General features: G+C 43.4%; 14 protein-coding genes, 3 tRNA genes and 1 pseudogene. 7 read left to right on the top strand and 11 right to left on the bottom strand.

Features of this window, described 5'->3' with window-relative positions:
- Window positions 1-752: 752 nt before the first annotated feature.
- The 3 genes from PTE_RS04860 to PTE_RS04850 are packed head-to-tail and all read right to left on the bottom strand — an operon-like array spanning window position 753 to window position 4,352.
- Window positions 753-1,772: a hypothetical protein gene (locus PTE_RS04860; RefSeq protein ID WP_036843791.1), complete on the bottom strand. Its 1,020-nt coding sequence runs from the start codon at window positions 1,770-1,772 to the stop codon at window positions 753-755.
- A gap of 21 nt (window positions 1,773-1,793) precedes the next feature.
- Window positions 1,794-3,404, bottom strand: a complete 1,611-nt coding sequence (locus tag PTE_RS04855; RefSeq protein WP_036843789.1) for a hypothetical protein — start codon at window positions 3,402-3,404, stop codon at window positions 1,794-1,796.
- A gap of 21 nt (window positions 3,405-3,425) precedes the next feature.
- The gene (locus tag PTE_RS04850) at window positions 3,426-4,352 is read right to left on the bottom strand and encodes a DUF4123 domain-containing protein (protein WP_036843788.1); all 927 of its coding nucleotides are present in this window, start codon (window positions 4,350-4,352) and stop codon (window positions 3,426-3,428) included.
- A 359-nt stretch (window positions 4,353-4,711) separates the two neighbouring features.
- Here PTE_RS04850 and PTE_RS24345 point away from each other — a divergent pair.
- Window positions 4,712-5,087, top strand: a pseudogene (locus PTE_RS24345) (transposase); the annotation flags it as partial.
- Between the two features lie 143 nt (window positions 5,088-5,230).
- Here PTE_RS24345 and PTE_RS04840 read toward each other — a convergent pair.
- On the bottom strand, window positions 5,231-6,391 hold the full coding sequence (locus PTE_RS04840) for a Fic family protein (RefSeq protein ID WP_036843787.1): 1,161 nt from the start codon (window positions 6,389-6,391) through the stop codon (window positions 5,231-5,233).
- 331 nt (window positions 6,392-6,722) lie between these two features.
- Here PTE_RS04840 and PTE_RS04835 point away from each other — a divergent pair, with 331 nt between their 5' ends.
- From PTE_RS04835 to PTE_RS26325, 3 genes are read left to right on the top strand one after another with little or no spacing between them, the layout of a single operon-like run.
- Window positions 6,723-6,992, top strand: a complete 270-nt coding sequence (locus PTE_RS04835) for a type II toxin-antitoxin system Phd/YefM family antitoxin (protein ID WP_036843786.1) — start codon at window positions 6,723-6,725, stop codon at window positions 6,990-6,992.
- 2 nt (window positions 6,993-6,994) lie between these two features.
- The gene (locus PTE_RS26810; RefSeq protein WP_274534120.1) at window positions 6,995-7,120 is read left to right on the top strand and encodes a hypothetical protein; all 126 of its coding nucleotides are present in this window, start codon (window positions 6,995-6,997) and stop codon (window positions 7,118-7,120) included.
- On the top strand, window positions 7,121-7,288 hold the full coding sequence (locus PTE_RS26325) for a type II toxin-antitoxin system RelE/ParE family toxin (RefSeq protein WP_274534121.1): 168 nt from the start codon (window positions 7,121-7,123) through the stop codon (window positions 7,286-7,288).
- A gap of 275 nt (window positions 7,289-7,563) precedes the next feature.
- Here the strand turns inward: PTE_RS26325 and argA are convergent, their stop codons facing one another.
- Window positions 7,564-8,898 (bottom strand): amino-acid N-acetyltransferase, encoded by a 1,335-nt coding sequence (gene argA / locus PTE_RS04825; RefSeq protein ID WP_036843784.1) that lies wholly within the window; start codon window positions 8,896-8,898, stop codon window positions 7,564-7,566.
- A 243-nt stretch (window positions 8,899-9,141) separates the two neighbouring features.
- Here argA and amiC point away from each other — a divergent pair, with 243 nt between their 5' ends.
- The gene (amiC, locus tag PTE_RS04820) at window positions 9,142-10,389 is read left to right on the top strand and encodes an N-acetylmuramoyl-L-alanine amidase AmiC (RefSeq protein WP_036843783.1); all 1,248 of its coding nucleotides are present in this window, start codon (window positions 9,142-9,144) and stop codon (window positions 10,387-10,389) included.
- A gap of 5 nt (window positions 10,390-10,394) precedes the next feature.
- On the opposite strand, the gene PTE_RS04815 is transcribed toward amiC, so the two are convergent.
- The 5 genes from PTE_RS04815 to PTE_RS04795 all read right to left on the bottom strand — a co-directional run bounded on the left by PTE_RS04815 (window position 10,395) and on the right by PTE_RS04795 (window position 11,482).
- Window positions 10,395-10,694 (bottom strand): helix-turn-helix domain-containing transcriptional regulator, encoded by a 300-nt coding sequence (locus PTE_RS04815; RefSeq protein ID WP_036843782.1) that lies wholly within the window; start codon window positions 10,692-10,694, stop codon window positions 10,395-10,397.
- Between the two features lie 11 nt (window positions 10,695-10,705).
- On the bottom strand, window positions 10,706-10,966 hold the full coding sequence (locus PTE_RS04810) for a type II toxin-antitoxin system RelE/ParE family toxin (RefSeq protein WP_081738159.1): 261 nt from the start codon (window positions 10,964-10,966) through the stop codon (window positions 10,706-10,708).
- Between the two features lie 154 nt (window positions 10,967-11,120).
- Window positions 11,121-11,197, bottom strand: a tRNA-Met gene (locus PTE_RS04805).
- A gap of 40 nt (window positions 11,198-11,237) precedes the next feature.
- A tRNA-Met gene (locus PTE_RS04800) sits at window positions 11,238-11,314 on the bottom strand.
- Window positions 11,315-11,405: 91 nt separating this feature from the next.
- Window positions 11,406-11,482, bottom strand: a tRNA-Met gene (locus tag PTE_RS04795).
- A 221-nt stretch (window positions 11,483-11,703) separates the two neighbouring features.
- Between PTE_RS04795 and mltA the strand changes: the two genes are divergently transcribed.
- Both mltA and tcdA read left to right on the top strand, forming a co-directional pair.
- On the top strand, window positions 11,704-12,801 hold the full coding sequence (mltA, locus tag PTE_RS04790) for a murein transglycosylase A (protein ID WP_036843780.1): 1,098 nt from the start codon (window positions 11,704-11,706) through the stop codon (window positions 12,799-12,801).
- A gap of 48 nt (window positions 12,802-12,849) precedes the next feature.
- Entirely contained in the window at window positions 12,850-13,662 is an 813-nt protein-coding gene (gene tcdA / locus PTE_RS04785; protein WP_036843777.1) for a tRNA cyclic N6-threonylcarbamoyladenosine(37) synthase TcdA, read from the top strand.
- On the opposite strand, the gene csdE is transcribed toward tcdA, so the two are convergent.
- On the bottom strand, window positions 13,634-14,113 hold the full coding sequence (csdE, locus tag PTE_RS04780; RefSeq protein WP_036843776.1) for a cysteine desulfurase sulfur acceptor subunit CsdE: 480 nt from the start codon (window positions 14,111-14,113) through the stop codon (window positions 13,634-13,636). The genes tcdA and csdE overlap by 29 nt on opposite strands.
- Window position 14,114: the final 1 nt, after the last annotated feature.

Below are 14,114 nucleotides of genomic sequence, written 5' to 3'. Positions count from 1 at the left end.
CGTTATATTTTTTCGGATAATATTCTTTTTCTCGCTGATTTATTTTAAGTTTTCTGTTCATGGTTAATGTCATTTAAAAAACTGCACTTATAGTTAAATCCGTCTTTTATATAAAAGCTTTAATACATCTGTTTTCATACTTTTAAATGGTTATGGCAGGACAGGTAAATGTAAAATAAGCGAAGGATAACGTCGTTTATAAATACATTAAACATGATAGGGAATCAGCCGTTTTTAGTTACTCTGTACCTTTTCAAAATCTGGCATTAATGGATATCTGTTTTTTATCCTCAGTTGTTAACGAATCACCGAAAAAAACAGTTTACCGATCGACATCTATTCAAATGGTGTTTAAATAAATCAGTAAACTCATTTAATAACCCCCTGAAAAACACGGGGAGGGAAAACACCGAATGAATTATTTAAAGGAATACGAACATGTTTATTTCCAGATTAACGATGTTGCATTTATTATGTGAATTCACCTATTACTAATAGTTGGTTCATGTGAGTTATCGCCGGACATAATAATTAATCCTAATAATAGTAATAACAATTTTAATCGCATTTTTTATTCTTACATTCCTGGGGGAGGGTGATAAATGGGATATTATCCAACTTTAATACTGTAAAAATCCACAATCATCGGTGTCGCCTCACTTTCGCTATATACGCTGTGCCGATGTTACCAATTTTTACTGCATTATCCATTAAGAAAGAATATCGGGCTAAATAACCCGATATTACATCCATTAAATCACCTGGACAAAACGACCGTTAATTAATGAGAAGATTGGTGTGGTAGTAGCCAGAACTGTTTCCCCATCTTCATCATCAATGTAATAATAAGATAGTGGGGAACTCTCAGGATCTGATTTATTCACCAATTTAACCATCCTGCCCTGATTCATTATTTTAACTCGGTAGTCATCCCAATTAATCGGTATCATTTTGAAGTTTTTTGCTTTGATATTACTGTAAATTGGTTTACTAGTGAAAATACTCTCTTCACTTTCACCAGTGGCCCAAGCCCAGGCTTTGAGCGCCGTTTTTTGTTGTTCCCGGATGGTATTTATATCTTTGGTATTATAGGTTTTCCAGACCGCCATATAAGCCCGTTGCAGTTGCTGACGTTGTTCAGACGTATCCGTGTAGGGCGTTGCCTTCACCCATTCCCAATCAGGCAAGCCGCTGATTTTTACGCTACGGCTAAACCGGTATAAAGTCATATTGGGTGGAAATTCTTTGGGATCAAAGTATTTTTTCTCTATATGCCCAGCTTCTACATTGTCTGCCTGTATCACATGGCGCACAACCGGCGTGCTGATAGCGGCATATTTAGTTTCATTCATTGGTGTGGTTGCCACCGGTTGGCCGTTTTTATCCATTGCCACTTCAATTGCCGTCAGCACTTCACTCTTTTTACCTCGCATAGCGGTCAGTTCCAGCTTGCATTTCGCTTCAGGATTAAAGTGAGCGCGGGCTTTATCTGACACTTCATCTGATGCAAACCAGTCCAATGCCCCGAATTCCAAACTGATTTCGTTTTCGCCATTAGCCATTAACAACATGGAAGCTGTGCTGGCGCTACCAAATCCCCGACCTTCCCGGGCCGAATCTCGATTATCCATTCCCAGTACATCATTAGTTTTAATGGCACAAAAGGCATACTGAATATCGAATAAACTGCGAATGTATAGCCTCGGTTCATTTGCTTGAGCACTTAACATAAAAATCACTCCTGATAACAGTAATAACAGTTTTAATTTCATTTTTTATCCTTTTACTCTTGCTTACATTCTTGGGAATCCCGCATTGATAAATGGGATTTTATCCAGCTTAGGTTTAGAGTTAGGGTCATAATTCATTTCCCACGATGCAGTTTCAGCACCCGGGACTATTTCCGGCTGAACAACAGGCCGTTTTTCTCCTATCAAATTAATTCTTAATGGGGATTCACTGACTTTTAACGGATCGGCAATAATCCATTTCCACTTCTTTTTGATTTTAACCATGGATTTTTTCTGTCTATCTGCCTTCATATCCGCAGCTACCTCAATCTCAGCAACAATCCCATCATGATACCCGGCGAGATCAATCCCCCCATCATGTTGATCGAGTTTAAAACCCGCCGCCGTTTTTATAACCCCGCCAGCACTCATCGCAATTTCCATGATCATAATATGGGTTTTAAAGGCCGCGTTTATTTTCCCTGCCAGACCCAATTTCAGATCATTCTTATCACCGACATCGAACGTCCATTGTTTTTGTTTATAGGCCGCCCCGAGCTGAAAGGACAGGTTACAGGTTAAAATAATGCAACATTCAAGCTCTAAATAGTTTTCATCCTTCGCATTTCTGCGCGCCAGGGCTTTCCTGAATTTGGCAGCAATACTCTCTATCTTGCAATACGCCGCACCCAGTTGAATGAGATCCAGTTTTGCGCTCATGCCCATAAAAGGGGCGGCACTGAAACCCAAAAAATGGCTACTGTCATCGACTGAGGTGGTGCGGTCATAAGCATAAGCCAGACCAATATTGATGGGGGTTATATTCAGGTCAAACAGCAGGTAATTACGGGTCCCTTTACCGTTTGAGTCAGGAGCAGGCACCAGGTATTTTTGGGTATAACCTAACAGTTTTTCCACCCGCTTGATGGCGTCTAAACTCTGCCGGGTTTTCCTGACCTTGTTAACCTCGGCAAATTTGGCTGAATAATCTATATCCTGAACCGTTAACGCATACTCAACATGAAGTGCCGTCTCTCTGGAAATATAAAATTCATCCGTATTAACTGTCCACCCTGCACGCAGCTTATTGCCGTTTTTAGGTTTAACATTTTCCATGGTATTACGCGCTTTTGCCTGTTCATCACGCCGTTCCTTCATTGACCGTTGACCATGAGAAAAATCAAAGCTGAATCCGACAGAAACCATAAAACTGACTGAGGGGTAAACTGCCATCGTCGCGTATTTTTGAGCACTGATACATCCTTGCGCTATTAACTGATAATAACGGGGATCGCTGTACATATCCGTCGGGTTGGCAAGATTAGACAGATACGACCAGACACTTTGCAAACCATTTTCAATCTCCGTGTCTTCTGACTTATCTTTATAGAATAACGTGACCGCTTGAGGCGTATTAAACGCTATGGTTGCCTCTTTTTGTCCCCCGGTCAGCACAGCATGATGTTTAGGGGCGTTATGACATTTATCTTCAATGTGTATTGTGCCTTTTTGTCCTTTCCCATGATCAATCAGGTCCATTTTAATTGCCGGCTTTTCAGGCCAGACTTGAGTATGTTGACCAAAAGTGACGCTTATTTTGTAGATGCAGGGATCCGGGTTGTTACAGGTCATGCAGGCAACGCCGGCACGGGGTGAAATAGTGTGTTCAGTCATATTAATTATCTTATTGGCCGTTTAGTTGGGGATAAAACCTAATTCGCTTTTTAATAATGTTTCCATCCGATAATAGCCCGGCCATTGAGTGTCCCGGAGTCCGGTTAACCAGGTCGGTGGAATTTGCTGAAACTGACCCATATTTCTCTCCAGCAGCAGGTAGAGGAATCCCCCGATGGAACGCTCATCGGTGATTTCGTTCTCCTGACAAAAATAAAAACAATCCTCCGCCAGGTTTTTATGCTGAATAAAGGTCTCTTCATCCAGATAAGTGGGGAAATAATGCGGATTCGGGAGGGGATCTTGCAATATTTTATCTGCAATTGCCGACAGGGTTGAATGTGGCAGCGCTATGGTGCCGGCTCCATTATGGTAATTGATTTCATTAATGAGTCGCGTCAGTTTATTAATAAATCTTTGCTCGAACAGGTTATTTAACTGAGCATATTGCTCGGGGGCAATTTGCAACATCTTTTGCCTGGAGCGCGCTTCTGCAGGAAATTGTTTTCTGACAGCGTGAAAATTATCTTCCTGTTTAATCCCCATCAGGGAGGTGGTAATTTTATTTATCGGCCCCAGAAAGCAGTGAATTTCCCAGTCACTCAGAACACTGAGAAATTCCCAGATATTGCGCGGATCATAAAACCGGAAAAAGACCGGTTTATCTTGATCCGGTAATAATACCTGAAGAGATTTACGCAGATGTTGACGCAATGTTCGCATGTCCGCCTGTGAATGAAGACAAATTCCCCAGGGGGTTTGCCATTCCGCCAAATAAAGTCCGACTTTTTCTGTGACTTCCACTAAATAAGGCGCGACTTTAAGCAGTTCAGGTTGTAAAGACTCATTATAAAGACAGGTCACCGGGGGATTAAAATGTTCCAGAACAAAGAACAATCGGGGTTCGCTGGCACCGTCAATGACGGCATAGTGTTTTTCAGCGGCCATCAGTCGTTATCCTCCTTTGGGCAATGTGCAACAATTTGGTTAATTACCATACGAATGGGAGAATGGAAAAGGGAAGGAAGAATGCACTTATTTTCTTTTAATAACGAAATTTTATTTTGGTCAAATTGAAGATTTTTTGCGGGATATAATAAATAACGATGAGAAATTTAATGGGTTAGAATTAACTGCCTCAATGTGATTAAACAGAATCACTGACTTGAATTCGCGATTAATTGGCGTAAAATAATAGTGAAAGTGAAATCAACGATATATTTTTCTGATTAGACTAATAAGTGCAATTTTTCAGAAAGGGGCCAGTTGCTAGAGTAGGTATCTTTCCCACCACATGAAAACGCACTATGACCTGTACACAACTAACCGAAACAGAAAGATACCCGATTTCCAGTTTAAAAGAAGCGGGTTTTTCACAGTGTTTCATTGCTCAGTTACTTAAGCGAAGCCCGTCGACTATCAGCAGAGAATTGAAGAGAAACCAAGAAGTCCAGACATACTGCCCTGAACAGGCTCATTTTGAAGGGACTGGCTCGTCGTCATTTTGCTAAGAAAGCGGTGAAAATAACGCCGGAAGTCAAAAGATGGATAAAACGGTTAATTTGGAAAGACTTAAGTCCTGAACAAGTGGCTGATTATTTGAAGCAACATAAAGGGATATCTTTGCATCATGAGACGATTTATAGACTGATTTATCAAGATAAATTTGATATAAAAGATTTAATACCTCTGTATTCGTGATTTTAAATGATTATGGCAAGTTAGGTAAATGTAAAATAAGCGCAGTATAGAATCGCTGATAAATGAATTAAACATGGCAGGATAAACAAAGTGGAATCCTGCCATGTGATATTAATATGGTTTTGTTAGAAATCTTGGTTTAAAATTTCTATATAGCGGTTATAAGCATACACGCGATTGCGTTTTTGGCCGGTAAGTTCAGAGACCAATACGAGATCAGCCTGAGATAAGCGTTCCATCACCTTGCCAATTGTTGCCGGTGTCAGCCCTGTAAGTTGCACCAATTTATTAATGTTGACGATAGGATGCTCAAATAACGCATCCAATATCTGGCTCGCTGAGTTCTCTATACGCCCTAATGGCTGCAACAGTTTTTTGTGCTCACGGTGTAACTGATAAAGTTGTTGGGCGATATTGACTGCTTGTGTCGCTGTAGCCGTAACCGCATCAACAAAAAATAGTAACCACGCTTCCCAATCACCAGTTATGCGGACTTGTTGCAGACGTTCATAGTAGGTTTGTCTATGTTTTTTAAAAAAGACGGATAGATACAGAAGAGGCTGACTCAGAACCTTTGCTTCCACTAAAATTAAGGGAATTAATAAGCGTCCTAACCGACCATTACCATCCATAAATGGATGGATAGTTTCAAACTGAACATGAGCTAAAGCTGCTTTTATCAATGGATCTGTCGGCTCAGGAACATCGTTAATAAACTTCTCCAATGCGGCCCAACAATCAGCCAATTCATTAGCCGGAGGCGGGATAAAAGTAGCTTCATCAGCACGATGACCACCGATCCACACTTGGTTTTGACGGAACTCTCCAGGTCCACGGCTTATACCTCTCCTTGATGTCATCAAAGCGGTATGTAGTTCTTTGATTAAACGAAAAGTGATGGGATAGGACTCTTGAATACGTTGTACACCTAATGATAAAGCATTAACGTAACAAGATACCTCTTGTACATCATCCATTGGCACACCAGGCATCCCTTCCATTTCAAACAACATTATATCGCTGAGGGACGATTGAGTACCTTCAATTTGAGAGGACATAACGGCTTCTTTACGGACGTAACTGTAAAGAAACAGATGCTCGTCTGGTAAAAACGTACTGATCGCATCTAATCGACCCAGTGCTAACATGGCCTCATTGATCCGTCGTTGCAATTTGCTATTAATATCAAGTGGCGGTATCGGTGGTAGGGGATGAGGCACAAAAGCCTGGCAGGCGACACCGCCAGCAATACTTGGGACATAGTGACCTGTAGATCCGCGTTGCAAGGTTTTTTACTCCTTATTTACATAGCTTAAAGTTAAAATAAGACTGCGCGTTATTTTAACTTAAGGCTGAAAATAAAATAAGGAAAAGTGTTATTTTAACTTTTGCAGGAATGTCTTAGGGGTCCTGGGATGAGTAGACCTACCCGGTCACCCAGGTAGGCCCCTCCTCAGAACCGGACTTGCAGAATTACCGCATCTGGCTCCCGACAGATCCGTGTCCCCACATCTATTTCGTTGAGGATCTGTTAGCTTGGCTGTTTTTGATTGCTGGTGATTTTTTGCACGTTTAGCTATAATAGCTATTCAAGCCATTTTAGACGGTAGGTGATGTATGGAAGTTATTCCCGCACAATTAGCTAAGAACCAATTTGGTGATCTGCTTATGAAGGTGCAGCGTGAGCCTGTGGAAATTAGTAAGCATGGTAAGCGTGTGGCCGTGGTCATTTCTCCTGAAGAGTATGACCAGTTCGTGCAGCTCAAGCTACAGAGTTTAAAAGCCGTTCTGGCTGAATCTATTGCACAAGCTGACTGTGGCGAATTGCATAGTATTGATGATGTGTTTGCACCGTTGACGGCTGATGAGCTTGAGGGTAAGGCTTAAGGATGAGTGTTCGGTTTACTAAGAAGGCCAGAGAGCATATTCGTGCAATGAAACTCTATTCCATGCGCCGGTGGGGGGCGAATATCGCGGAGGCTTATGCAACTTCATTGCGTGTGACTATGACGTAAATTCTTGATCGTCACCCATCCCCCGGTCGTGATCGTAGTGAAGATCTTCACTATGGTGTGCTGAGTTTTCCCGTTGAGAGCCACATTATTTACTATCGGGAAGTTCCGACTGGTATCGAAGTGTTGGGGGTGTTGCATCAGGCGCAAGATCCACATAAACATCTGTAATAGGGGTCTAGGGTGAGTAGGTAACACCGTTGATGGCGAAGCCTTTTTTATCACTTGTCCAAATGAATTACATCTGCCAGCAGTACGCGGTTTTTTTCCGATTTGCCAAGCTGATGGAAATGCTGGCTCAGGGTATCGCTGAGGGCATTATCGGTGTTCCCTGGGATCTATATTTTAATCAGATAAAATCGAGCCCGGTTTAGGCGATCTGATCGATCGCCAGACAGGACGTTTTCCCAATGGTAATGAGTTATTTTTCAACATTAATCAGCTCATTACTGAGGTTCCAAATTCAACATAAGAATCTTAGAGCGGCGTTGGTAGTTGTATAGCACTTGTTTCTGAATTGGCAGCATTGAGATTTCCGCCGGTTCAAAACCCCGTTCCTGGAACCAGTGAATGCTGCGGGTAGTCAGGACGAAAAGTTTTTCCAGTCCGAGCTGTTTCGCGTGATCTGTAATGCGGTTCATAAGTTCTTCACCTCTTAAAGAACTCCGGTATTTAGGATGAACCGCTAAACAAGCCATCTCCCCAATTTTCTCACCAGGATAGGGGTAAAGGGCAGCACAGGCGATAGTCAGGTTGTCGCGTTCAATAATGATGAATTGATCTATTTCTCTCTCAAGTTGTTCTCTTGAACGGCGAACCAAAATGCCTTGCTGTTCCAACGGACGAATAAGTTCGAGAATACCGCCGATGTCATTAATATTCGCTCTGCGTATTTGTTCCGCGCTCTCCATGACTATTTGAGTACCAATACCATCACGGGAGAATAATTCTTGAACCAGAGAACCATCTGCCTGATAACTCAATAAGTGGCTGCGGTGAACGCCACGACGGCAAGCTTTTATGGCACTCCGTAAAAAACAGGCTGTACCTGAATAATAGTCACCTTCAGCTTCCAGCTCTTTAATGAGATCTGGCGCCTGATTAAGAAAAATTTCAGATAGAATTTTTCCGTCTTTGCCTTGTACGCCTTGAGTAGAGCAGAAACCAATTAGTTTTTCAGCTTGTAGCTTGATAGCCAATTGAGTAGCAACTTCTTCAAATGACAGATTAAAACTCTCGCCGGTAACGGAAACTGCAACCGGACCAATGAGCACTATTGCACCATTGTCTAACTGACGATTTATAGCTGCCTCATCAATACGGCGAATTTTTCCACTGTGGCAATAATCCACACCATCATCAACACCAAGGGGTTGAGCAATAATAAAGTTACCGCTGACAACATTAATATTTGCTCCCTGTAACGGGGTATTATTCAGATTCATAGAAAGACGTGCAGTGATATCCAGTTGTAGTAAGCCAGCAGATTGTTTGACGAATTCTAATGTCTTATTATCGGTAACGCGGGTGTGTTTGTGGTAAATCGGTTCATAATGATGGGTTGCAAGGTTTTGTTCAATTTGAGGTCTGGCACCATAAACGACTATCAGCCGGATGCCTAAACTATGCAGTAATCCGATGTCGTTGATGATGTTCGGGAAGTTCTCGTGAGCAATAGCCTCTCCGCCAAGCATGATAACAAAAGTTTTGCCACGGTGTGCATTGATGTATGGAACCGAGTGGCGAAATCCCTCAACTAATTCGGTGCTGCGTTCTTTCATAACAGACCCTCGATTGAATTTTTATTCGTAATTTATGTATTTTTATTCCTTTTGAAAGAAAATGGCAAGAGGCAATTAAAACAAAAACATTGCGATATATATGTGGACGTGAATAATTTGCCAAATATAAAATGCTTATTACTGATGACAGTATAATGTTGGTTGGTTAGTGTTTTCCACTTGGCTGTTTCTAGGTGAAAGTCACCCTGAATATTTGTATTTTATGAATGGAATAAATAGTAGATGAGTCATTCAGATCTTAATCTGTCACGACGTCGCTTGTTGCAGGGAGCCGCAGCAATGTGGTTGCTTAGTGTCAGCCAAGTGGGTTATGCAGCGTCATCAAAAATTATTGCGGTTCGTATTTGGCCTGCATCCAGTTATACCCGTGTGACTCTTGAGTCCAATATTCCACTCAAATATCGTCAGTTCACGCTGACAAATCCAAACAGAATTGTGGTTGATCTGGAAGGTGTGCAATTAAATCATACCCTCAAAGGGATGGGGGAGCAGATTCAATCCCGCGATCCTTATCTTAAACTGGTCAGGGCGGGGCAGTTTGATCCTAAAACGGTCCGTCTGGTGTTTGAAGTTAAACAATCGGTCAGCCCGCATATGTTTACTTTGAAACCCGTGGCGGAATTCAAGCATCGTTTGGTTTTGGATATTTATCCCGCAGCGGGAGCAAATAAGGATGATGATCCATTACTTGCTCTGCTTGAAGAGTACAATAAAGGTAATTTGGCCGAGGATTTACCAGCGGAAATACCGAAGTCAGGTAAAGCAGGTAAAGACAGGCCGATTGTTATCATGCTCGATCCTGGACATGGCGGGGAAGATCCTGGCGCTATCGGTAAATATAAAACCCGTGAGAAAGATGTTGTTCTGCAAATCTCCCGTCGATTGCGAACTATTATTCAGCGTGAACCGGGCATGAAAGTGTATATGACTCGTAATGAAGATGTGTTTATCCCGCTAAAAGTCCGGGTGGCAAAAGCACGTAAGATGCGGGCTGATCTATTCGTTTCTATTCATGCTGATGCCTTTACTAACCGGGCTGCGCGTGGTTCTTCGGTTTTTGCACTTTCTACTAAAGGCGCAACCAGTAATACCGCACGTTTTCTGGCCCAAACGCAAAATGAAGCCGACCAGATTGGTGGCGTAAGTAAAAGCGGTGATAAGTATCTGGATCATACCATGTTTGATTTGCTACAGACGGCGACAATCAATGACAGCCTTAAATTTGGCAGTGAAGTGCTCAAGCGCATGGGTAAGGTGAATAAACTGCATAAGAACCGGGTGGATCAGGCTGGGTTTGCGGTACTGAAAGCACCGGATATCCCCTCTATTCTGGTAGAAACTGCGTTTATCAGTAATCTGGAAGAGGAGCGAAAGCTGAAAACAGCGCGTTTCCAGCAACAGGTAGCGGAGTCCATTTTCGCGGGTATCAAAGCGTATTTTAATAATGGTGGTGATTTAAATTTATTGTAGCCCTGCTAGTGGGTAGTGATGGGTTGAACTGCTAGGCGTAAGCCCATGACACGCAGGATTGCGCTTAGATTTCTGACCTCTGGGTTGCCTTCGGCTGACAAGGTGCGATAGAGCTGGTTCTGATTCAACTCGGCTTCCTTAGCCACGTTACGAATGCCACCGAAGGCTTTGGTCATTTGGCGAAGGGCAATCAGTAGTTCGGCTTGTTCTCCATCCTCAAGGATGCTGTTTAGCAGTTCGATTGCATAAGCTGGATCTTTGCGGAACACTTCGGCCATTGCGTCGTCGTGTGATCTGTCTTTCATAACTCGTTCTCCTATTTGTTTCTGCTTTTCCATTCGCGCCAGTATTCACATGCTCGGGCTATGTCCGCGTCTTGCTTGCGTTTATCACCGCCACAAAGCAGCAGAACGATAGTTAAGCCAGACTTGGCGTAATAGACCCGATATCCTGGCCCTACGTCGATACGCAGTTCCCTGACACCTTCGGATAGGGGTTTATGGTCGCTAAAGTTGCCTAGTTCCATGTGTATGATGCGTCGGTCAATGGCAATTTGAGCCTTGGTGTCACGTACCATAGCTTTTGTCGTTGTTTATAAACGATAATCTGTCAAGCCAGAAATGACTATAGGTGAATATTCGCAATTAAACCGCGCAGATATGCAAATGTGGTGGAGATAAAATAATCCAGAGGTTGTTTTGGGAATTTATATGCTGAAACGCATTAAGAATTGGTTGCGGGGGCCGGATTTGAACCGACGACCTTCGGGTTATGAGCCCGACGAGCTACCAAGCTGCTCCACCCCGCGTCCGTTTTGATACTGTTTTAATACCCTGAATTGCGAAAATTGGTTGCGGGAGCCGGATTCGAACCGACGACCTTCGGGTTATGAGCCCGACGAGCTACCATGCTGCTCCATCCCGCGTCCGTTAAGAACCTAATTTATGTTTTCCTGCATCATTAATGCCTGCCGGAATAGGTTCCTCATTCGCAAATATCGAACTATCTCATTATGTTGGTTGCGGGGGCCGGATTTGAACCGACGACCTTCGGGTTATGAGCCCGACGAGCTACCAAGCTGCTCCACCCCGCGTCCGATGCGGGCACTATACTCAGGATCAGATCTGTTGCAAGTTTTTTTATTAAAAATTGTTTGTTTTGTTACTTTTTTGATTGGTTACTCTGCATGTTGGTGTTTTTGTATTCGTTTTTGTCGCTGTTTCGTTAAGTTATTTTTTTTGTGGTAAGTTTCATTATTTTTGTTGGTTTGGTATTGTTTGCCGTTAGGCAATGTCGGTAAGAGAGAAGGCAGCAATGACATTCTGGAGTAAGTATTTTCTGTGTGGGATCGTGATTTCACTGTTAGTTGGATGTCATTCCCGTCCAACAGCCCAGGGCCAACAATATAAAGATGGTCATATCACTCAGGATTTATTGCTGGTTAATCAGCCCAATGCTCAGGGCAGGCCGGTTAATGCTAAAGATTTTTCAGAGCAGGTTATGCTTATCAGTCAGTCTGCTCCCCGCTTGTATAATCGTAATAGCTCGACTTTTGACGCAGTTCAGAACTGGGTGCTGGCTGGCGGTGCAACCAGTAAATTAAATTTATTTAATTTACGCGCTTACCAGATGGAAGGTGTGGATAATTACGGTAATGTCCAATTCACGGGTTATTATACGCCGGTGTTACAGGCCCGCCGCGTTAAACAGGGGGAGTTTAGATATCCCTTGTACCGTATGCCGTCTAAAAGCAGATATCATTTACCAAGCCGGGCTGCGATATACAATGGTGCCCTCAGCTCCAGCCTGATCATTGGCTATAGTAATTCTCTGATTGATAACTTTATTATGGAAGTGCAGGGCAGTGGTTATGTCGATTTTGGTGACGGCGAGCCGCTGACCTTTTTGGGTTATTCAGGTAAGAATGGACAGGCTTATCGGAGTATTGGCAGGCTGCTGGTTGAACGCGGAGAAATCGCGCAGAAAGATATCTCTATGCTGGCGATTCGCAAATGGGCTGAATCGCACAGTGAGGCAGAGGTTCGTAAGCTGCTAGAACAGAATCCATCATTTGTCTTTTTTAAACCCGAAGTGTATGCCTCGGTGCGGGGCGCGAGTAGCGTTCCTCTGATTGCAAAAGCCGCTGTGGCCGCTGATAAAATGCTTGTTCCACCAGGAACAACATTGTTGGCGGAGATACCTTTGCTGGATAACCAGGGTAAATTTACCGGTCAGTACCAGATGCGCCTGATGATTGCACTGGATGTCGGCGGCGCAATAAAGGGACATCATTTCGATATCTATCATGGTATTGGTGATGAGGCTGGTATCGCAGCGGGTTTCTATAATCACTACGGCCGGGTTTGGGTGCTGAAAGAAGAGCAGCCTGTTATGCTAACGGTAAATCAGTAATTCCTTTCCACAAATTTTATAACAGGTTTTCAGGATTGATATTCAGTGATGCAAACTTCTCTTTCTGATGCATATATGCAGCGCTTTGCGGGTACAGCCCGTTTATATGGTCAAAAAGCGCTTTCTTTGTTTTCTCATTCCCATGTTTGTGTCGTGGGTATCGGTGGGGTAGGTTCTTGGGCCGCTGAGGCGTTGGCGCGTACAGGAATAGGCGCGATTACCCTGATTGATATGGATGATGTTTGTATCACCAATACCAACCGCCAGTTACATGCTTTAAAACAGCATATTGGGCAACCAAAAACGGAAGTGATCGCTGAACGTATTCTGGCGATTAATCCTGAGTGTAAAGTAACGTGTATTGATGATTTTCTCACGCCGGATAATGTTGCAGAGATGATGGCGGTTGGATTCAGTTATGTCATTGATGCTATCGATAGTGTCAGGCCAAAAGCGGCGCTGTTGGCTTATTGTCGTCGTTATAAAATTCCGTTGGTCACAACCGGTGGGGCGGGTGGGCAACTTGATCCTATGCAAATTCAGGTTGTTGATTTGGCGAAAACGATTCAGGACCCTTTAGCGGCTAAGTTGCGGGAAAGGTTGAAATCTGATTATCACGTTGTGAAGAATGGTAAAGGCAAGTTGGGAATTGATTGTGTGTTTTCAACTGAGCAGCTAGTTTATCCACAGAGTGATGGCTCTGTTTGTGCCGCTAAAAGCACCGCGGAGGGGACGAAACGTATGGATTGCGCATCGGGTTTTGGTGCCGCAACAATGGTCACGGCGACATTCGGATTTGTTGCGGTTTCCCATGCACTGAAAAAGATGGTTGCTAAAGCGCAACGTCAGGGCTCGTTTTAATATAATTTTTTGCGGCGCTTTGCACTGTATGGATCAGCGATTTCACGCCGTTCAACCGTGAGCCGCTTAACTGTTGCTCCAGCCCAAGTTGGTGGAGCAGCGTCAACAGGTTAGTTTCCAAAACTTGTTGCGGTGTTTTTCCTTCCACCGCGGTCAATATCACCGCCAGCAAGCCTTTGACAATGCGGCCTTCACTATCGCCATAAAAATGCAGATAACCATCTGATAGTAATTGATGTCCTAACCAAACCCGGTTTTCACAGCCAGACATTTCGATATCCTGTTGTTTCAAGTTGTCAGGTAGTGCAGGCAATTTCTTGGACAGCAGGATTAACTGGCGATAGCGATCTTCCCATTGGCGACATTGGTTAAAGATTTCAACTAACTGTTGCTGGCTAATTTCCTTGCCAAATGGATGTGGTGCGGTCAGGTTTTCTGCTGCTTGAGCCATA

This window comes from Photorhabdus khanii NC19 (assembly GCF_000517265.1).
Lineage (GTDB): Bacteria > Pseudomonadota > Gammaproteobacteria > Enterobacterales > Enterobacteriaceae > Photorhabdus > Photorhabdus khanii.
Note: the sequence above shows the minus strand (reverse complement) of the source record. Positions and strands in the feature narration are given on the sequence as shown.